Below are 20,795 nucleotides of genomic sequence, written 5' to 3'. Positions count from 1 at the left end.
GGGGTATGCTATGAGGATAATTGGTAAAATCTTTCCTAAGTTTGCTGTAATAGGAGCTGGCAATGGAGGACTTGCTTTTGCAGGTTATTTAGCTAGTCAAGGATATGTTGTAAATCTATATAATAGGACTGTTGAAAACATAAAGGCAATCATAGAGACAAGAGAAATTGTTTTGAGGGGAGCTATAAATGCAACAGGGGCTTTACATGTGGTTACGAATGATATAAAAGAAGCTATAGAAAATGTAGATGTGATAATGATTGTAGTTCCTGCTTCTGCTCATAGAATAATTGCAAAAAAGATGGCACCGTATTTGAGAGATGGGCAGATAATAGTATTAAACCCTGGGAGAACGGGCGGAGCTTTGGAGTTTAGAAATACAATTAGGGAAATGGGAATAAATACAAGAGTTACTGTAGCTGAGGCACAAACTTTATTATATGCATGTAGAAAGATTGATGAGAGAACTATAAACATATTTAGTGTAAAAAATGAAGTTTCACTTGCAGCTCTTCCTGCAACAAGAACGAGAAAAGTTATTAACATATTGGCACATGCTTTTAAACAATTTGTTCCTGCGAAGAATGTATTAGAAACAAGTTTTAATAATATAGGAGCTATTTTTCATCCAGCTCCAACTCTTTTAAACTCTGGAAGAATAGAAATGAATGAAAATTTTCAATATTATATTGAAGGAATTTCTCCTAGCATAGCACGTATTCTTGAAGAGATGGATAGAGAAAGAATAGAAGTTGGCAGAAGATTGGGTATAGATGTAATTACTACTTTAAAGTGGTTAGAGCAATCCTATGGAACAAAGGCAAATAATCTCTATGAAGCAATACAGGAGACAAGAGCTTATAGAGGTATTATGGCGCCATCTAGGATAGATAATAGATATATATTTGAAGATGTACCGGCTAGTCTTGTACCAATATCTTCTATAGGAAAAATGTTAGGAGTACCTACTCCAACTATTGATGCTATAATTAATCTTGCTTGTGCAGCTCAAGATATAAACTATTGGGAGATAGGTAGAACAGTTAAATCTTTGGGAATAGAAGGAAAAACTCCAAAAGATATTAGAAGGATGGTTATGGAAGAAGAAATGAGTGTATTAGAGTATGTAGAAGGAGAGGTGGTATAATGAGAGGAAAGATAATTGCTTGTTCAATAGGGAATTGTGTGCATGTAGCTGGTGTTGTGAATTTTTTAAGACTTGCAGAAGAAATGGGATATGAGTCAGTATTTCTAGGTCCTGCGGTTAGTATAGAAAAGTTAATTGAAAAAGTAAAAAAGGAAAGACCAAAGTTTGTAGGTGTTAGTTATAGATTGACTCCTTCTGCACTCTATCCATTATTAGAAGAATTAAAAAAGGGAATAGAAAGAGAAGGTTTTAAGGATATAAAATGGTTATTTGGAGGAACAGAGCCTACTGCTGAAGTAGCTAGAAAAGCAAATATTTTTTATAAAGTATTTGATATAGAAGGTATGGATAAAGTAATAAACTTCTTAAAAGGAAAAGCAGAGCTGGAGCTAAAAAAGAGTTATGGTAGAAACTTAATTGAAAGAATAGAAGGAAAGTATCCGTATCCTGTATTAAGACATCATTTTGGACTGCCTAGTCTAGAGGAAACTATAAGAGGAATAGAGGAAATAGCAGAATCTGAAGTTTTAGATATTATATCTTTAGCACCTGACCAAAATGCACAGCAGTATTTTTTCCGTCAAGAAAAAATGGATAATAAACTTGATGGTGCAGGTGGAGTACCTGTAAGAAGTGAAAAGGATTTCATCAACATTTACAAAGCAGCTCAAAGGGGTAATTATCCACTTATTAGATGTTATAGTGGAACATCAGATTTATTAAAAATGGCTGAACTAATTCAAAAGACCTTAAAAAATGCTTGGTGTGCAGTTCCTCTTTGCTGGTATAATGAATTAGATGGCAGAGGTGATAGAAAACTTTTAGATTCTATTAGAGAAAATCAAAAAGTTATGAAGTGGCATGGAGAGAGAAATATTCCTGTGGAAGTAAATGAATCACATCACTGGAGTCTTAGAGATGCACATGATACTTTAGGGGTAGTAATGGCATTTTTAGCTGCATATAATGCAAAAAAAGCTGGAGTTAAGACTTATATTGCACAATATATGTTTAATGTTCCGCCAGCTATTTCTCCAAAAATGGATTTGGCAAAGATGTTGGCAAAAATAGAATTAATAGAATCATTAGAAGACGATAATTTTAAAACTTTAAGACAGGCAAGAGCAGGATTAGCAAAATTTTCGCCTGATTTAAATCTTGCAAAGGGACAGTTGGCAGCATCAGCAGGGCTTGCTATGGCTATAAAACCGCATATATATCATGTAGTAGGATATTGTGAAGCACATCATGCAGCAACACCTAAGGAAGTAATTGAAAGCTGTAAAATAGTTAGAGGAGTTATTGAAGGGTATATATCTGGGTATCCTAATATAACAAGTGATGAAGAAGTAATTAGCAGAAAAAATTGGCTTATAAAAGAAGCAAAATATACATTAGAATTTATTAAAGAAAACTTTAAAGAATATAAAGACCCTTGGAGTTCACCAGAAGTTATTGCAAAGTGTATAAAATTAGGAATATTAGATGCTCCTCATTTAAAAGGTAATCCTGCAGCTTGTGGGAAATTGGAGACTAGGATAGTAAATGGAAGACTAGAAGCTTATGATATGGAAACAGGAAAAGTACTATCCGAAGAAGAGAGACTTGATAAAATTTGGAATTATGCTGAAAAAGTTTCTGCGTAAATACTCACTTGAAATTCAAGTGGGTATTTATTTTTCTATAAGGTTTTAAATATTTTTTTGCATTATTTAAATAAATTAAAGTTAGATATGTTAAAATTTAAGAATAAAGAGATTAAAGTTAAAACTTCTAATTTAATCTGGCGATTTGATTTTTTATATAGTGGGTATTTTCAAAATAAGTAAAAATTAATTTTGTATATGATTAAATTAAGTACATAAAATATATTAAGATTAAATTTTGTAATTATATATGTGTAATAAAAAATTTAAATAATAGTGGTGAAAATATGAAAAGATTATCTAAAAAGACTATAGCTTCGATAGTGTTTTTTATTATAATTTCTGCTGTTTTAGGAATAACGATTTTTGAGATTAGGACAAATATAATTTTTAATAAAATTTGGCATAATTTATCATCTGTGTTTGGTTTTGTTTTTACTATTTACGTTTTTTTTATAGGAATAGTTATATTTTTTGAAAATAAAAATCCTTCTAAAACGATTGCGTGGCTACTGGTGCTTTTTTTACTGCCGATTATAGGATTTATTTTTTATATGTTATTTGGGCAAAACACTAGAAAGAAAAAGACTTTTAAAAAGAAAAAAGATTTAGAATTTAAATTTCTTAAAAGTATAGCTAAAAATCAGAAAGAAATATTAAAGGAAGTAAAACTATTTGATAATGATAAGAGTTTAGTTAAAAGCAAATTAATAAATTTATTACTTAATAATTCAAATGCTCCTTTTACTGTAAATAATAGAGTTAAGGTGCTTACTAATGGCGAAAAAACATTTTCTGCTATAATAGAAGAACTTAAGAAAGCTAAGCATCATATTCATATGGAATATTTTATAATTAAATGTGATGATATAGGAAATAAAATAAAAGATATTTTAAAAGATAAAGCAGCATCAGGAATAAAGGTTAGAGTCATATATGATAGTGTGGGAAGTTGGCGGCTTAGCAAGGATTATATAGAGGAGTTAAGAAATTCAGGAGTGGATATATATCCTTTCTATCCCGTTATGTTTCCTGTTTTAAGTAGGGAACTAAATTATAGAAATCATAGAAAAATAGTTGTAATAGATGGTAAAGTTGGATTTGTAGGAGGATTAAATATAGGTGATGAATATTTAAAAGGAAGCAGAAAGCTTGGCTTTTGGAGAGATACTCATTTAAAAGTTGAAGGTGAGGCAGTATATAGTTTGCAAAATATTTTTTTGAAAGATTGGCATTTTGTTTCAAAACAATTTATTTCAGATGAAGTTTATTATCCTAAATTAGATTATTGTGGAGAACAATTAGTTCAAATTACATCTAGTGGACCTGATTCTGATTGGGAAGTTATACTCCAAGCATATTTTACCATGATAACTACGGCTGAAGAAAAAATTTGGATAACTACTCCTTATTTAGTTCCCGATGAAAGTATATCGATGGCTTTAAAAATAGCAGCTCTTAGTGGAGTAGATGTGCGAATTATTATTCCTAATAAACCTGACCATTATTTAGTCTATTGGGCTTCAAGAGCAAATATTGAGGAGTTGTTAAAAGCTGGAGTAAAGATTTATACATATGAAAAAGGTTTTATACATAGTAAGATTTTATTTGTAGATAGTATAGGTGCTTCTATAGGAACCGCTAATTTGGACATAAGAAGTCTTAGAATAAATTTTGAAGTCAATGCTTTTATATATGATGAAGAATTCGTAAAAAGACTTGAAAGAGATTTTATACAGGATTTAAAAGACAGTAAGGAAATTATTTTAGAGGAGTTTTCTAAAAGAAGTATTTATAATAAATTTATGGAGTCACTTGGAAAGTTATTTTCACCTTTATTATAGCTAATGAGTTGGAATTATGCTAAAATAAAGAAGTGAATTTAAAAAAGCTTGGAGGATAAATATGGTATACTTTTTACTAATAATAATGATTGTAGTTTTAGATCAATTTACAAAATATTTAGCTGTTACATATTTAAAATCTATTGATACATATCCTTTGATAAAAAATATATTTCATCTTACATATAGAGAAAATACGGGAGCAGCTTTTAGTATATTGAGAAATAAGCAGATATTTTTAATATTAATGACTGCAGTTGTAGTATTGGCTTTAATAGTTTATCTTGTAAAAGTTATAAATAAAGAAAATTTATTTTTATTAAAATTTTCTTTATCGTTTATTATAGGAGGAGCAATAGGAAATTTGGTAGATAGAGTGCGGTTAAATTATGTTGTGGATTTTTTTGATTTTACTTTGATTAATTATCCAGTTTTTAATGTAGCTGATATATTTATTGTTACGGGTTCTATACTTCTTGCATATGCAGTTATATTTAAAAAAATAGAAATATAAAATAGCTGCTAAAAGCAGCTATTTTTATATGTTTTTAATAGCATTTAAAAGTTTTAAAGGTGCTTTTAAACATTTTTCTTTAGATACAGAACATACAGCAAATCTAATACCTTTTTGGAGAGGAACTACGAAAATGTTATCTTTTTTGAGTTTTTCAGAAACTAGTTCAGGATTATTACAAGGTATTGTAATAAAGAAACCTGATTTATAAGGACAAATATCAAGTCCTATTTTTTTTGCTTCATTTACAAAAGATTGAGCTCTTTCATTTAGCATTTTTTTGAGAACATTTCGTTCTGTTTCAACCTTTGATAATAATTCGGAATTTTTAAATATTTCAGCCAATATTTTCATTGCACTTCGTGTACCATTAGACCAAACACCCCTATTTGAAAATTGTCCTACATTTTTAAATTCTTCTGCAATGCTTTTGTTAGATGTGATACAAATCATTGCACCGCTTCTCATTCCATATAGTGTATATCCTTTAGACATGCTAAAAGATACTATTGTTAGAATGTTTTCTGGAAGGTTTCCAAAGAGTTTCATAAATTGTCTAGATTTATTTTTTTCTCCTGCGAAGTCTATATATGCAATATCTGAAAATAAGATAATTTTTTTATCTTTGTTTTTTGCAAAATTTTTTAGGATGTTTATAACTTCTTCCCATTCTGAAATTTCAAGACTAAATCCTGTTGGATTATGAGCTGGAGAATTAAGCAGTATAACTACTCTATCTTGTATTTTTAAAAGCTGATTAAGTTTTTCTCTAAATGATTTAATATTAAAGTTTTTGTTTTCATCAAAGAAAGTATATGTAGTTATTTTTCTTCCGTGTTCTTCAGCGATAGTTTTATAAGGTCCCCAATACCAGTCAGAAGTAAGTATATAATCTCCCATTTCAGAATAATTCCATATAGTATGTCTTATAGCGCCTGAACCGCCCGGAGTCGCAATAGCTTCAATATATCCTTCTGGCATACATTCTCTAAAAGCTGCAGTTTTAACAGTTTCTAAATATTCTGGTAAACCGGCTATTGGAGCATATGCAGCTATTTCTTCAGGTGGAAGATTTTTAAGGACTTTAATTACAGTTGGCAAGACTAATAATTTTCCGTTATCATCTAAAAGAGCCCCCACTGTTGAATTTATGACGTTTTCAAATCCGTATTTTTCTATAGCTTCTTTAGCCTGTCTGCTGGCAGCAAAAATTTTATCTTCATTAACAGGTCTTTTAGAATGAGGAGCTACCATTGAAAAATTTTCAGACATAGAAAAAACCTCCAATCAATCAGATTATATTAATAATTATAACATATTTCAATCAGTTATAATTATTTTGAAAATTACAAATAAAAAAACCTCACTTTTAGCAGAATAAAATGTGAGGTGAATAAGTTTTTTGTTTATTTTTTTGTTTTGAAGTGCTTGCTATTAGTTGAAATATAATTTATGAATCCGCCAAGTATGATTAATAGACCTCCTGTTATACTTAATAAGTCAGGAAATTCACTCCATAATATTATTCCAAATATGGTTGAAAAAATGATATTGGCATATCCATATATGGCAAGTTGAGATGCTGGAGCATACCTGTAAGCATTTGTCATAAAAGTTTGTGCACATGTTGCAGATAGACTTATTAAGAGTAGAATAAGTAAATCTTTATAAGTGGGTATAGTAAAATTACCTGCAATCATAAAAGGTATCATAGATATAGAAGAAAATAAGCTAAAGTAGAATACTATTACTTCTGGTGAGTCATATAGTCTAAGGTGTCTTATAATAGTATAAGATGAAGCTGCTAAGATTGCAGAAAGTAGACCTATTATGGCTGGTATTACAGTATAATTAAACTGTGGTTTGATTACAAATCCAGCACCGATTAGTGCAATTATAATAGCATAAACTTGAAATTTATTTATTTTTTCTTTGAGAAATAATACTGAAAATATTACAACAAAAAATGGAGACATTTTATTGAGCAAAACTGCATCAGATAGAGCTAGCTTAGATATGGAGTAAAAGTATGCCATAACTCCTAAGACTCCAAAGATACATCGCATAGCAAGTAGTTTAGCATTTGAGCTTTTAAAACTTTTTTTATTTTTTATAATAAATCCACCCATTATGAAAATACCTAGCAAGTTTCTGAAAAATACTTTTTCATACAAAGGTATATGAGGAACGGATTTTACACTTGCAGCCATAACTGCAAAACAAAAAGAAGATGTAAGAAGCAGGAGTATTCCTTTCTTTTTATTCATTTATAACACCTCATTCAGATATAGTTTTTAAAATTATAACTAGAATAAATATATCAGTATACTTATATCTTTTGCAAGTTTTAAAGTGTTAAAAAAAAGTAAAGAACCGTTTAAAACGGTTCTTATAGATTATATTCTTCATCAGGTTTTAATATTATGACTTCAGAATTTTTTACTTTTGATTTAAATTCTTCTGGTGAAGCTTTTATGATAGGGAAAGTATTATAGTGTATAGGAATAACTTTTTTAGGTTTAATGAATTCTACTGCTTTAACAGCATCATCAATATCCATTGTAAAATTTCCGCCAATTGGTAGTATAGCTAAATCTATATTTTCTGATTCTAATAATTTCATATCCATTGTTAGACCTGTATCACCGGCATGATATATCTTTTTACCGTCTAGTTCAATAACAAAGCCACATGGATTTCCACCATAAATAAGCCCTTTTTCAGTTTGTATTCCAGAGCCATGAAGAGCAGGCGTCATTTTAACTGTACCAAAATCAAATTTTGCTTTTCCACCTATATGCATTGGATGAGTGTTTACATTTTGATTACCAAGATATAGAGAAATTTCGAAATTTGTTATGACTATTGAATTATTATTTTTTGCAATTTGTACAGTATCACCTAAATGGTCGCCATGACCATGAGTGATGAAAATATAGTTTATACTACTAAAATTTTCAGGTGATGATTTAGCTGTAGGATTACCTGATAAAAATGGGTCTATCAGAGCTTTGAAATTACCTTCTTCTATGTAGAATGCAGCATGACCCAAATATTTAATTTTCATAAAACCACCCTTTCTGTTCTAGTATGAATTTATATTTATGAAAATATAACTTTTTAAAAAAGTTATATTTTTTATTGTTAATAGATTTAGTTTTTAGATTTTATATTTCTAAAATTAGGATATATTAATGTAAATAGTGGAAGCAGGTAGCAGAAAAAAGCGAAAGGTATATATTTAATAGCTGAGATTTTCATTATAGAAGATACAAGTATAGCATTTACATTCCATGGAATTAATGGTACTGTAATTATTCCAGAATCTGAAATAGTTCTAGCTAAAGTACTTTTAGGGATTTCAAATTTGTCGTATATTTGTTTTAAATATTGTCCCGGAATTATAGAAGATAAAGTTTGATTACAGGTAATTACTGAAATAATAAATGATAGTAGTGCAGTTTTGTAAATGAGGTCTTTAAAGTTTTTTATACTATATGAGATTTTTTCAATTAAAGGTTTTATCATTTTAGTATCTTCTAAAATTCCATTCAAACCAGTTGAAAAAATTATTACAAGTAAAACGTTTATCATCGAAATAAAACCGCTACCTGACATGATTTTAGATATTTCTTTATTTAAAGGATAATATCCATATACAGCTATTTTTAAAAGGTTAGTAAGAGTTAAATTATTGATATATAAAGATATAAAAACACTAGATAATAGACCTATAAAAATACTTTTAACTATGGACATTTTGAAAATTACTGCACAAATTAAAATTAGAGCAGGAGGTACTAATGAAATAAAACCTATATTGAAGGTTGATATGAATAAATTTTGAAAATGCTTTATTCCATTTGTGTTTGTATTTATAAATTTATTTCCTAAATACCAGTATATCAAGAAAGTTGATATAAAAACAGGTATAGTGGTATATTGCATATGTTTAATATTGTCAATAACATTTGTTTCAGTCATTGTGGCTGTTAAATTAAGACTGCTTGACATGGGAGAGGTTCTATCTCCTAAATAAGCTCCTGAAACTACAGCTCCAACTAGTAGAGGTAGGGGAATATTTAATCCTATAGACAAACTTAGAAAAGCACTACCTACAGTACTTATAGTACCCAGTGCAGTACCAAGAATCATTGAGATTATTGAACAAGTTAGAAAAGCAGCTAAAATAATGTTTGTATTAGATAAATACTTAAATCCGTAATATATCATAGAAGGTATAGTACCACTAGCCATCCATATACTTATTAACATTCCTATTAAAGAGAGCATTATTAATACTGTATAGACATTTTTTATTCCTGAAAAAAACATTTTAAATACATCTTTAATAGAATAACCATTTATTATAGAGAAGAATGACGCTGTTAGTAATCCAGTTAATAGACCTAAATATATAGGCAAATGCAGAAGTATTGCAGTTATAATTGAAATTAGAGTTATGAGAATAACTACATATGTAGATTGCATGTTGATTTGTTTTTTTATATGAAACACCTCCTTTTGAAAAGATTGAAGATGTATTTATTCATAATTTTGAAATAATATTCTAAATTAATTATAATATATTTAAATCTCTAATCCAATATTTAGTAAATTATAAAAAATAAAAATACCCGGGATTTTTTCCCGGGTTTAAATTTGCTGTTTAAGCTATTTCTCCATCTGCTTTGTTTTTTGAAACTTTTTCCATTGTAATTCCTGTAAATCCATAGAATATAGATATTACTGGATTAAGAAGGTTGAGAAAAGCATAAGGAGCATATGCAAATGGATGAACTCCTAAAGTAGTGTGCATAAATGAACCACAGGTATTCCATGGTACAAAAGGCGATGTTAAAGTACCAGAGTCTTCCAGAGCTCTTGAAAGGTTCTTTGGATGCAATCCTAGTTCATCATACATGTTTTTATACATTCTACCAGGTATAACTATTGATAAATATTGGTCGCCAGCTACAAAATTTGTAGCTATACAAGTTAATATAGTTGCTAATACAAGAGAACCTGTATTGTTAGCAAGAGTTAATATCTTAGCAGCTAATGCATGAAGCATACCTGATTTTTCCATAACTCCACCAAAGCACATTGCACAGAGAATAAGAGAAATTGTCCACATCATACTGTCTAAGCCGCCACGAGTAAGTAATTCATCAACAGCTTTAATACCTGTTTCAGAAGTAAATCCATAGTGAGCAGCTTTGATTATAGCTGTCATTCCAGCACCTTGGAAAATCCAAGCAAATAATCCACCAAGAACAGTACCACCTATAAGACCCGGAATAGCTGGGACTTTCATAATAACCATAGCTATAACTAGTATAGGTGGTAATAATAAGAATGGAGAAATTGTGAATTGCTTAGAAAGTGCATCTAAAATGATATTAATTGAAGATGTATCAAGAGAATTACCTGCATACTTGAAACCTAAAATTCCATATAAAATAAGAGCTATAGTTAAACTTGGTGCTGTAGTATATACCATGTGTCTAATATGGTCAAATAGAGTTGCACCTGCCATTGCTGGAGCAAGATTTGTAGTATCGGAAAGAGGTGACATCTTGTCGCCGAAGTAAGCACCAGAAATTATAGCACCTGCAACTATTGGTAGAGGAATTCCTAAGCCCTGACCTACACCTATAAGAGCTATACCAACAGTACCTGCAGTAGTCCAAGAACTTCCTGTAGCTAGTGATACTATACTACATATTAAACATGTTGCTACTAGGAAAATGCTTGGAGAAATAATTTTCAATCCGTAATAAATCATTGTAGGCACGATTCCGGCAAGTATCCAAGTACCGATTATCATACCTATAATTGCAAGGATAAGAATGGCTTGTAAAGACATACTGATAGTTTCAATCATACCTTGCTCAAGGTCTTTCCAAGACTGTCCAGACGCAATAGCTACTACTGCAGCTACAACAGCTGAAGCAATAATTGGAATGTGTGGATCACCATTAAATACTTGTAGTGTAAAAATGAGCGCAATGATTAAGAAGAGAATAGGAATCATTGCTTTGCCAAAAGAAATTTTGTTTGCATTTGGCGTGTTCATAAACATACCCCCCATAAAAATTCATAATAATAAAAATTAAAGTATAAAAGTATACAGGTTAATTTATTATAACATGAAATATTCAGATAATTCAATAAATAATAAAGAGATTTTATGAAATATTTATAATTTTTCATCATATAAAAGTATATTTCTTCATTTTCAGGTAAAAACTTACATGTAATATGGTGGATTAAGATGTTAAAAATTGGTATAAAAATACAAATTATCATTTGATTTTAAGCTTGTATAATTTTGCATAATTGGAAAAAATACAGAAAATTACTATATAAATAATAGCAGAGGAGATTGGATAACAGGAATATTATTTATACATTTATATTCATAATAATACAGAATATGTATTGTGTCAATACAATTTGTTAAATACCATAAATTGATAATAAAATGGATTTAATAGAAAAAGTATCATAAGATATTATAAAGATATTTGATTTATAGCTGATAAAGTTTTATAATAATTTATACAAGATATTCATACCCCCATATGAATATATATTAAAGAAATAAAGTCGTCATTAGTGGCGGCTTTATTTCTTTTTAAATGAAGGAAACATTTGATTATTAAGTATGAGGTGATAAAGGTGCTAAAAGAAATATTAAAGCATGTAATAAAAGGTATAGTATATTCAATTTTGTTATCTATTTTGGGAATGGGATTTTCTCTAATAAAAGGGTACTCGCTTATTAAAGGAGCATATATATTTGTTTTTACAGGTGGAATTTTAACTATGATGTTGTCAATAGCATTGTTAATAGGAACACCTAATATTAGAAAAAAATATTTTTTTATGAATGAAGATGAGAAAAAAAATAATCCTCTATTTGGTGGTGAGGGTATAGCACCGGCACTGATGGGTATTGTGATAGTTATAATAGGATTTATTTTAGAAGCTATTACACATTTAGATTAAATTGTTAAAAATTTGTTAAAAAAGAAGGAATTGACGATAAAAAATAGAATAAAATAATTATGATTTAAAATATTTTAAATTTTGTGGGGGTTTGAGTATGGAGCTAAAATATTTATTATTTGAAAAAAAAGAAAATGTTGCTGTAATTAAATTTAACAGACCTAAGGCACTCAATGCATTAAATACCGAAGTTTTAGAGGAATTAGATAAACTTATTGATTGTATTAAAAATGATGAGCAAATTTATGTAGCTATTTTTACAGGAGAAGGTAAAGCGTTTGTTGCTGGAGCAGATATATCAGAGATGGCTAATTTTAATGCAGATGAAGGAAGAAGATTTTCTATTCTTGGTCAAAGAGTTTTTAGAAAATTAGAGTTAATGGAAAAACCAGTAATTGCTGCAGTAAATGGATATGCTTTAGGTGGCGGTTGTGAGTTTGCTATTGCTTGTGATATTAGGGTAGCAAGCGAAAAAGCTAAATTTGGACAGCCAGAAGTAACTTTGGGAATAATACCAGGATTTGCAGGAACTCAGAGATTATCTAGACTAGTGGGTATTGCAAAAGCTAAAGAGTTGATATTTACAGGGGATATGATAGATGCTGAGGAAGCTAAGAGAATAGGTCTTGTAAATAAAGTTGTTCCACATGAGAAACTTATGGAAGAAAGTATGAATTTAGCTAAAAAGATTTGTGAAAGAGCTCAGTTAGCTATTAGATATTCTAAGATGGCGATAAATAAGGGATTAGATGTAGATTTAGATAGTGGAAACGATATAGAGGCAAGCTATTTTGGACTTTGTTTTGCTACTGAGGACCAAAAGGAAGGTATGAAAGCTTTCCTTGAAAAAAGAAAGGCAGAGTTTAAAGCTAGATAATAATTTTAAATTAAACATTTAACTAGCTACAAGTAAATAGTGCCAATTTTTTTACAATTATAAGTTTACATAAAATTATAACTTTTTGGGGGTATGCTTTATGAAAAAAATAGGAGTTATTGGTGCTGGAACAATGGGAGCAGGTATAGCTCAAGTTTTGGCACAAAATGGATTTGAAGTTGTTTTAAAAGATATTAAGGAGGAATTTGTACAAAAAGGTATAGCTACTATTACTAAAGGATTGGATAGATTAGTTAAAAAAGAAAAAATAACTCAACAGCAAAAAGAAGAAATGCTTTCAAATGTAAAAGGTACTGTTGATACAAAAGAACTTTCTGATTGTGATTTAGTTGTTGAAGCGGCTACAGAAAATATGGAAATAAAGAAAAAAATATTTGCTGAATTAGATGAAATATGTAAAGAAGATACTATATTGGCTACTAATACTTCATCATTATCTATAACTGAAATAGCTTCAGTGACTAATAGACCTCATAAAGTAATAGGAATGCACTTTTTTAATCCAGTGCCTGTAATGAAACTTATTGAGGTAATAAAAGGTATTGCGACTTCTGAAGAAACAAAAAAAGAAGTAATTGAATTATCTAAGAATTTAGGAAAGACACCTGTAGAAGTAGAAGAAGCTCCGGGCTTTGTAGTTAATAGAATACTTATACCTATGATAAATGAAGCTATAGGTATTCTTGCTGATGGAATAGCTACACCAGAAGATATTGATAATGCAATGAAGCTTGGTGCTAATCATCCAATAGGACCTTTAGCTTTGGCTGATCTTATAGGAAATGATGTAAATCTTGCAATAATGGAAGTTTTGTATAAAGAATTTGGAGACCCAAAATATAGACCTCATCCACTACTTAGAAAAATGGTTAGAGGAGGATTATTGGGAAGAAAAACAGGAAAGGGATTTTATGATTATTCAAAATAAAATTTAATAAATATGATTTATAAATAAAAATGAATATTTATTTAGTAATTTTATTTTATAAGGTAGCAAAAAGCTACCTTTTATTTTTTTGTAATAGAAATTTAATTATTAAAATAAATAAATTATATGATACAATATAAAATGGTACTAAATTCCTTAATGTCGATGATTGTTGAGGAAGGAGATTAAAATGAAAACTTTTTTAAAATCTTTTATAATTGCGTTTGTTTGTTTTACTCTTTTAATAGGTTCTGCTGCCTTTGCTATAATGAAATTTGCAGATGATAAGCAAGATAGATTAAATGAATATCAATCTTCTAACGATGAGCAAAATTCAAAGCCAGATTCTAAACCTGAAGCTGAAATGACGGAGCTTGAAAAATTGATACAGAAAAGTCAAAGGGTAAATATATTGTTATTGGGTATGGAAGGACCTAGAACTGATACTATTATACTTGCAAGTTTTGATCCAAAGAGTAAAAATTTAGATTTGGTTTCAATACCGAGAGATACTTATTTTTATTCAGCTGGATATGATAAACTCGATCAGAAAAAGATAAATGCAGTTTATGGTAGAAGCGGCATTAAAGGAATAATGAAAGTAGCATCTCATGTACTTGGAGGGGTTCCGATTCATGAGTATGTAAAAGTATCATATGATGGAGTAGAAGATATTGTTGACTCTCTTGGTGGAGTAAAAGTAAATGTACCATTTAATATGGATTACGATGACCCTTATGCAAAACCACCTCTTCATATTCATTTGAAAAAAGGAGTTCAAACTTTAAATGGGAAAAAAGCTATTCAATTTTTAAGGTTTAGAAAAGGCAATAACGGCAGAGGTTATCCAGATGGAGACCTTGGAAGAATAAAAGCTCAACAACAATTTTTGATGGCTGCTATGGATAAAGCTTTGAGCTTTAGATTGCCATTGGTTGCAAATACAGTTTTTAAGTTTGTAAAAACTAGTATGGACTTAAGTGATGTAATTTATTATGCGAAGAGTGCCATAGGAATTAAAAAAGAGAACATAAAAACTTATAGATTGCCTGGCAGACATAAAAATATGGGGCTGTCCTACTTTATACATGACCCAGCAGAAACAGAAAAATTAATGATAGAAATTTATAAAAGGGGATTAGAAGAATAAGAGCGGTTTTAGATAACTGCTCTTATTTTTTTTTGGATAACATTATAGAGTTTAAATTAGCGAAAAATTAAGGTGGAAAAATAAAAATTCATATAAAAAAATTTATATAAAGGAATAATTTTAGAAGGTATTTTAATAATAAAGTAGAATATTGTATTGTGAATAAAAATATCTGGTATAGGTGATAAGAATGAAGGCAAGAAAAAAGTTTTTATATGGAGTTTTATTTTTAATAGGATTAGCTGTAATAAGTGGAATAATGACTTTTTTACTTGTAAATGGAAAAGAAGGCAGAAAAATTGAAGCAGATAAAAAACAAATCTTTGAAGAACATAAGAAAGATGTCCAATCTATTGATTTAAAAAGAGAAGATAAAAAAAACGCTTTAGATATAAATAAAATTTTTGATGATGTAAAACATATATATATTAAGAATATAAATAATCCTACAAATATGATAGAAGTAACGGGAGAAGATAGAGGATTTATAGTTGCAAATTTTAAAGGATTTAAAAAAGAAAAATCAGATATAAATCAGTTTAATGAAGAAGTATTGGATTTAGAAAGTTATGATTATGAGATTGATTTAATTGAAAAAAATATAAAGTTAAAGTTATATGGGCAAAATGGATATATGTTAGTTGATACAAATAATGAAGGAAGTAAAATTTATAAAATACAGAAATCTGATATGGATAATTTTATACCTATATTAGAAAAAGTTTATCTGCAAAATTTGATGGATAAATTACTGTATCCAATTCCAGAAAATATTTACTTATATGCTGAAGATGAAAAAGCAGTCCGTATTATAAATAAAAGAGAGTCAAAAGAATTAATTTCTAAATTTAATATACTATCTATAGAAGAACAGCAAAATTTTGTAGGAGTTCCAACTCTTTATCCAAATTATGATATAACGATAAAAAGAGGTGAAGATAAGTACAAATTTCATCTTATAAATAATGAAATTATGCTGATAGATACACCTATAGTATTTCTTTATTGTAAGTATGATGGTGAAATATGGGATTATATTTCTAAAAAATTACCTGTCCAAAACAATGCTAAAAAAGATGAAATAAAATATTTGTTAAAAGCTGATAGGGTTATAGTAAAAGATATTGAAGGAGTTTATGATTTAGAAAGCAATAGTTATTACAATATAGAAATAGCAAGGTGCCTAAATTCATCAAATCGTGAGAAGTTAAATAATGATAAAACTATAGATGAAGACTTGAGATTAATTTTAAAATTTATTATAAATGAAGATATTAAGGAAGTTTTAGTTTATGACAACTATTTTGTATATGATAATGTAAAGTATTTTTCAAAAAATATAGGTGAGAAGATAAAAAGTTTATTGATGGTTCCATAATTAATATAGGAAGATGAATTAAAATGATAAATAAGGGAAGAATGAAGGAAATTATTAAAGATGAGAAGAGATATGAAAATGTTGTATTGATGACTTTAGCTGTATTTGTTGGTATTGTAACAGGAATTTCTTCTATCATATTTAATAAATTTCTTGAAATTTTTCATTATGGACTTTATGATGGTCAAATTTTAATGAAAAGAGTTCCTTTAAAGATTAAATTTTTAATAATTCCTATAGTTGGCGGTTTATTAGTTGGCATAATTGGTAAATATTTTATAAGTAAAGAAGATAAAGGTTTTGGAGTGTCAAGGGTTATACAGGAGTTAGACGATATAAATAAATTTTTAATGAAGCCGAGAATAGTATTTCTTAAAACTTTTCAAACCATAGTAACTTTGGGTTCAGGTCTTTCTGCAGGAAGGCAGGGTCCAATAGTCCATTTAGGAGGAGCTATAGGGTCGATTATTGGGTATAAGTTTAATTTTGATGAAACAAAAATTAGAATATTGATAGGATGTGGTGTAGCAGGAAGTATTGCAGGAGTTTTTAATACTCCTATATCTGCTACTATATTTGTGCTAGAAATATTAATGCACAAAGATTGTTTGAGATATTTTACTCCGATAGTTATATCTTCAATAACTTCAGTAGTTATGACTAGATTTTTAATTGGAAATAAAGTATTTTTATCTGTTAGAGGTAGTTTTGGAATACTAAGTTATAGAGAGTTGTTATATTATGTAGTTTTAGGCATTTTATTGGGTTTTCTAGCTATTGTCTATATTAAATTGATAGAAAAAACTAAATGGATTATTAAAAAAATAAAAATTTCACATTGTTTTCATCCTGCTATAGGAGCATTTGTTGTTGTAATAATAGGATATTTTTTGCCTTATATATTTGATATAGAATATGGAACTATAGGAAAGATTATAGAAGATAAGTTTAATGTAAAACTTTTAATTTTTTTACTTATTGGTAAAATAGTAGCAACAGCGGCAACTTTAGGGTCTGGAGGAGTAGGCGGGGTATTTTTACCGGGTTTATATATAGGGGCTGCATTTGGAAGTATATATGGCAATTTACTTTGTAGTTTAGTGCCCAATAATATTTATAATGTTAGCTCATATTCATTAGTTGGTATGGGAGCTATGTTTGCAGCATTTGCAGATGCACCTATTACTGCTACGATAATGATTTTAGAACTTACTAATACTTATTCTATAATTTTGCCAATATTACTATCTTGTGCAGTTGGGAGTGCTACAATACAGCTAATTTATCCAAAGACTATTTATACTGTTTCAATAAAAAAAGATTAAGTCATTTGACTTAATCTTTTTTTAAATACATATTTCCAACTTCGTATATATTTCCAGCCCCCATTGTAAGTATTATATCTTTAGATTTTGCATTTTCATTTAAATATTCAACGATTTCTTCAAAGTTTTGAATATAAACTGCATTTTTACCTTCTTTTTTGATGAGATTTGTTAAGTCTTTAGAGTGTATTTCGCCAGTGTCTTTTTCTCTTGCAGCATAAATGTCGGTGATTATTATATTATCAGCATTGTTAAAAGCAGATGCAAAATCTAAAAGTAGAGCTTTAGTTCTTGTAAAAGTATGAGGTTGAAATATACACCAAATTCTATTATGAGGATATTTTTTAGCTGCTTCTAGAGTAGCTTTTATTTCTGTTGGATGATGAGCATAATCATCTATGACTTTAATATTATTTTTTTCGCCGATAATTTCAAATCGTCTATGAGTTCCAGTAAAATCTTCTAATTTTTCTTTTATTTTATCCATTGGAACACCTAAAGTATAGGTAGTTGAAATAGCTGCTAAGGCGTTATAAATATTATGATAACCTAAAACTTTTAAAGAAATTTTTCCTATAGTATCATTTTTGTATAAAATTTCAAATGAAGGATAGCCTTTTTCATTAAATATTATATTTTTTGCCATAAAGTCGCTTTCTACATTAATACCATAAGTGATTATATTGCAGTTTGCATGAGATAATAATTTTCTTGTGTTATAGTCATCATTATTTATTATGAGATAGCCTTGCTTGGGTATGAGTTTAGCAAATTTGATAAATGTATTTACTATATGTTCGAGATTTTCAAAATAATCTAAGTGGTCTTCATCTATATTAAGAACAACTCCAACATTGGGGAAGAATTTCAAAAAATTTTCTTGATATTCACAGGCTTCAGTTATTAAATAATCTTTATTTCCAATTTTTACATTGCCATTGATTTCTTTAAGTTCTCCTCCAATTAGTATAGTAGGGTTAAGGTTTGCATGTTCAAATATTAATGAAATCATTGAAGTAGTAGTAGTTTTACCATGAGCTCCAGCTATAGCCAAGCTTCTTTTGTATTCTTTCATGATTTCTCCTAACATTTGAGCTCTATCTAGGATTGGAATACCTAATTGTTTTGCCTTGTGAATTTCTGGATTATCTGATTTAACAGCTGAAGTATAAACTACAAGGTCTGCATTATCAACATTTTTTTCACTGTGTCCGATGTAAATTTTAGCACCCTTTTCTTTTAGTTTATTAGTTATATGAGAAGGTTTTAAATCGGAGCCAGATACAGCATAACCATTATTTAAAAGTATTTCAGCAATACCGCTCATACCTATTCCGCCAATGCCTATAAAATGTATGCGATTAATATCTTTATTATTAATAAAATCTGCCATGATACACTCTCCTTGATTTCAAATATATAATGGAAAAATTTACTATAATAATATATGTATATATTATATCCATTAATTAATATTACTATAATTTTATTAAATATTATTTTAGAAAATACTTATTGTATAATTGAAATTATATCATATTTTATTTTAATTAAATAGTTAAGCTTAAAGCCTAGAAGTTTATTAATTTAATTAAAGTATTGAAGAAAAGAATAAAAACGAATAAAATTATATATAATACAAATAACATTCGGATAAGGAGAGAAAAAAGTGAGTAAATATAGACGAAATGAAAGAATAGGAGCTTTAGTTAAAATATTGTGTGATAATCCAAATAAGATATTTACTTTAAATTATTTTACAAATATGTTTAATGCAGCTAAATCTACTGTGAGTGAAGATATAGTTATCATAAAGAAGATAATGGAAAATTTAAATTTGGGAAGAGTAGAAACTATTCCAGGAGCATCAGGTGGTGTGAGATATACTACTTTTATTAATGTTGATGATACAAGAGAGATTCTTTTAGATATATGTAAAGTTATGAAAGACCAAAATAGGATAATACCCGGAAGTTTTTTATATATGTCTGATATTATATACAATCCAAAGTATGTTAGAAAAATGGGAGAAATTTTTGCAACGAAATTTGCAGGGCAAAATATTGATTGTGTAGTGACTGTAGAGACGAAAGGTATTCCCCTGGCACTTATGACTGCAAATGTTTTAAATATTCCTCTTGTTATTATAAGAAGTAATAATAGAGTTACAGAGGGTTCTACAGTGAGTATTAATTATGTATCTGGTTCTACTGGTAAAATACAAACTATGTATGTTTCAAAAAGGGCAATCAAAAATGGTTCTAATGTACTTATTATTGATGATTTTATGAGAGCTGGTGGAACTGCAAGGGGAATAGTGGAATTGATGAAAGAGTTCGATGCAAAAGTTAAGGGAATAGGGGTAATGATTTCTACCAAAGAACCTGAAAAAAAGTTGGTAGATGATTATCTTTCGCTTATAATTTTAGATTCGGTAGATGTTGAAAGAGGTATAGAGATTTATCCAAATGAGAAAGTTTTTAAGTGATGAACAAAAATGATTAGAGAGAACTTTGGTAATTTTAAAAAAATTTCAAAAAAACTGTTTTGTAAAAAGGAAATTAGTACTTTTTGGAGAATTATCAATTATAGCTTGTATGAATTGGCGTGAAAGGTGGGAGTTGTATGAATATTACTAATGTAAGAATTCGTAAGCTAAATGAGGCAGGTAAAATGAAGGCTATAGTTTCAGTAACATTTGATAATGCATTTGTAGTACATGATATCAAAATTATAGAGGGGCAAAACGGACTGTTTATAGCAATGCCAAGTAAAAGAATTAATGAAGGAGATTATAAAGATATAGCTCATCCTATTAATGCTGAAACTAGAGCTAAACTTGAAGAAATTATTTTTACTGAGTATGAGAAAGCTTTAGAAAAAGCAAATTAATTAAAGCAAAAGCTGTTTTTAGCTTTTGTTTTTTTTTGAAGAAAATGATATAATATATC

General features: G+C 28.7%; 18 protein-coding genes. 12 read left to right on the top strand and 6 right to left on the bottom strand.

Annotated elements, in window-relative coordinates; translation table 11 throughout:
• Positions 1-10: 10 nt before the first annotated feature.
• From BUA90_RS07980 to lspA, 4 genes are all read left to right on the top strand, one after another.
• Positions 11-1,147, top strand: a complete 1,137-nt coding sequence (locus BUA90_RS07980; protein ID WP_072967413.1) for an NAD/NADP-dependent octopine/nopaline dehydrogenase family protein — start codon at positions 11-13, stop codon at positions 1,145-1,147.
• Positions 1,147-2,793 (top strand): cobalamin B12-binding domain-containing protein, encoded by a 1,647-nt coding sequence (locus tag BUA90_RS07975; protein WP_072967411.1) that lies wholly within the window; start codon positions 1,147-1,149, stop codon positions 2,791-2,793. The genes BUA90_RS07980 and BUA90_RS07975 overlap by 1 nt, the downstream gene beginning before the upstream one ends.
• Before the next feature lie 287 nt (positions 2,794-3,080).
• On the top strand, positions 3,081-4,637 hold the full coding sequence (gene cls, locus BUA90_RS07970; RefSeq protein ID WP_072967409.1) for a cardiolipin synthase: 1,557 nt from the start codon (positions 3,081-3,083) through the stop codon (positions 4,635-4,637).
• A 61-nt stretch (positions 4,638-4,698) separates the two neighbouring features.
• Positions 4,699-5,151, top strand: a complete 453-nt coding sequence (gene lspA, locus BUA90_RS07965) for a signal peptidase II (protein ID WP_072967407.1) — start codon at positions 4,699-4,701, stop codon at positions 5,149-5,151.
• 24 nt (positions 5,152-5,175) lie between these two features.
• Here lspA and BUA90_RS07960 read toward each other — a convergent pair whose 3' ends face one another.
• The 5 genes from BUA90_RS07960 to nhaC all read right to left on the bottom strand — a co-directional run bounded on the left by BUA90_RS07960 (position 5,176) and on the right by nhaC (position 11,230).
• On the bottom strand, positions 5,176-6,423 hold the full coding sequence (locus BUA90_RS07960) for an aminotransferase class I/II-fold pyridoxal phosphate-dependent enzyme (protein WP_072967405.1): 1,248 nt from the start codon (positions 6,421-6,423) through the stop codon (positions 5,176-5,178).
• 134 nt (positions 6,424-6,557) lie between these two features.
• Entirely contained in the window at positions 6,558-7,418 is an 861-nt protein-coding gene (locus tag BUA90_RS07955) for a DMT family transporter (RefSeq protein ID WP_072967403.1), read from the bottom strand.
• Between the two features lie 122 nt (positions 7,419-7,540).
• Positions 7,541-8,218 carry a metal-dependent hydrolase gene (locus BUA90_RS07950; protein WP_072967401.1) on the bottom strand — a complete coding sequence of 226 codons (678 nt, stop codon included), beginning with the start codon at positions 8,216-8,218 and terminating at the stop codon, positions 7,541-7,543.
• Between the two features lie 86 nt (positions 8,219-8,304).
• A complete protein-coding gene (locus tag BUA90_RS07945) occupies positions 8,305-9,669 on the bottom strand; it encodes a Na+/H+ antiporter NhaC family protein (RefSeq protein WP_207647561.1) in 1,365 nt (454 codons plus the stop codon).
• Positions 9,670-9,820: 151 nt separating this feature from the next.
• The gene (gene nhaC / locus BUA90_RS07940; RefSeq protein ID WP_072967397.1) at positions 9,821-11,230 is read right to left on the bottom strand and encodes a Na+/H+ antiporter NhaC; all 1,410 of its coding nucleotides are present in this window, start codon (positions 11,228-11,230) and stop codon (positions 9,821-9,823) included.
• A gap of 605 nt (positions 11,231-11,835) precedes the next feature.
• Between nhaC and BUA90_RS07935 the strand changes: the two genes are divergently transcribed.
• From BUA90_RS07935 to BUA90_RS07910, 6 genes are all read left to right on the top strand, one after another.
• Positions 11,836-12,165 (top strand): hypothetical protein, encoded by a 330-nt coding sequence (locus BUA90_RS07935; protein WP_072967395.1) that lies wholly within the window; start codon positions 11,836-11,838, stop codon positions 12,163-12,165.
• 97 nt (positions 12,166-12,262) lie between these two features.
• Positions 12,263-13,042, top strand: a complete 780-nt coding sequence (locus BUA90_RS07930; RefSeq protein WP_072967393.1) for a short-chain-enoyl-CoA hydratase — start codon at positions 12,263-12,265, stop codon at positions 13,040-13,042.
• A gap of 100 nt (positions 13,043-13,142) precedes the next feature.
• Entirely contained in the window at positions 13,143-13,991 is an 849-nt protein-coding gene (locus BUA90_RS07925; protein WP_072967391.1) for a 3-hydroxybutyryl-CoA dehydrogenase, read from the top strand.
• Between the two features lie 190 nt (positions 13,992-14,181).
• Positions 14,182-15,141: an LCP family protein gene (locus BUA90_RS07920; RefSeq protein ID WP_072967389.1), complete on the top strand. Its 960-nt coding sequence runs from the start codon at positions 14,182-14,184 to the stop codon at positions 15,139-15,141.
• A gap of 190 nt (positions 15,142-15,331) precedes the next feature.
• Positions 15,332-16,519, top strand: a complete 1,188-nt coding sequence (locus tag BUA90_RS07915; RefSeq protein ID WP_072967388.1) for a hypothetical protein — start codon at positions 15,332-15,334, stop codon at positions 16,517-16,519.
• 23 nt (positions 16,520-16,542) lie between these two features.
• Positions 16,543-17,844 carry a chloride channel protein gene (locus BUA90_RS07910; protein ID WP_072967386.1) on the top strand — a complete coding sequence of 434 codons (1,302 nt, stop codon included), beginning with the start codon at positions 16,543-16,545 and terminating at the stop codon, positions 17,842-17,844.
• Positions 17,845-17,854: 10 nt separating this feature from the next.
• Here the strand turns inward: BUA90_RS07910 and murC are convergent, their stop codons facing one another.
• Positions 17,855-19,237, bottom strand: coding sequence for a UDP-N-acetylmuramate--L-alanine ligase (gene murC / locus BUA90_RS07905; RefSeq protein WP_072967384.1), 1,383 nt, complete (start codon positions 19,235-19,237; stop codon positions 17,855-17,857).
• Between the two features lie 276 nt (positions 19,238-19,513).
• On the opposite strand from murC, the gene purR reads away from it, so the two are divergent.
• Positions 19,514-20,332: a pur operon repressor gene (purR, locus tag BUA90_RS07900; protein ID WP_072967382.1), complete on the top strand. Its 819-nt coding sequence runs from the start codon at positions 19,514-19,516 to the stop codon at positions 20,330-20,332.
• Between the two features lie 137 nt (positions 20,333-20,469).
• On the top strand, positions 20,470-20,736 hold the full coding sequence (gene spoVG / locus BUA90_RS07895) for a septation regulator SpoVG (protein ID WP_072967380.1): 267 nt from the start codon (positions 20,470-20,472) through the stop codon (positions 20,734-20,736).
• The last annotated feature ends 59 nt before the right edge of the window (positions 20,737-20,795 follow it).

The sequence above is a fragment of the Caminicella sporogenes DSM 14501 genome (assembly GCF_900142285.1).
GTDB lineage: Bacteria > Bacillota > Clostridia > Peptostreptococcales > Caminicellaceae > Caminicella > Caminicella sporogenes.
The sequence above is the reverse complement of the archived record's forward strand: the minus strand, read 5'-3'. Positions and strand labels throughout refer to the sequence as shown.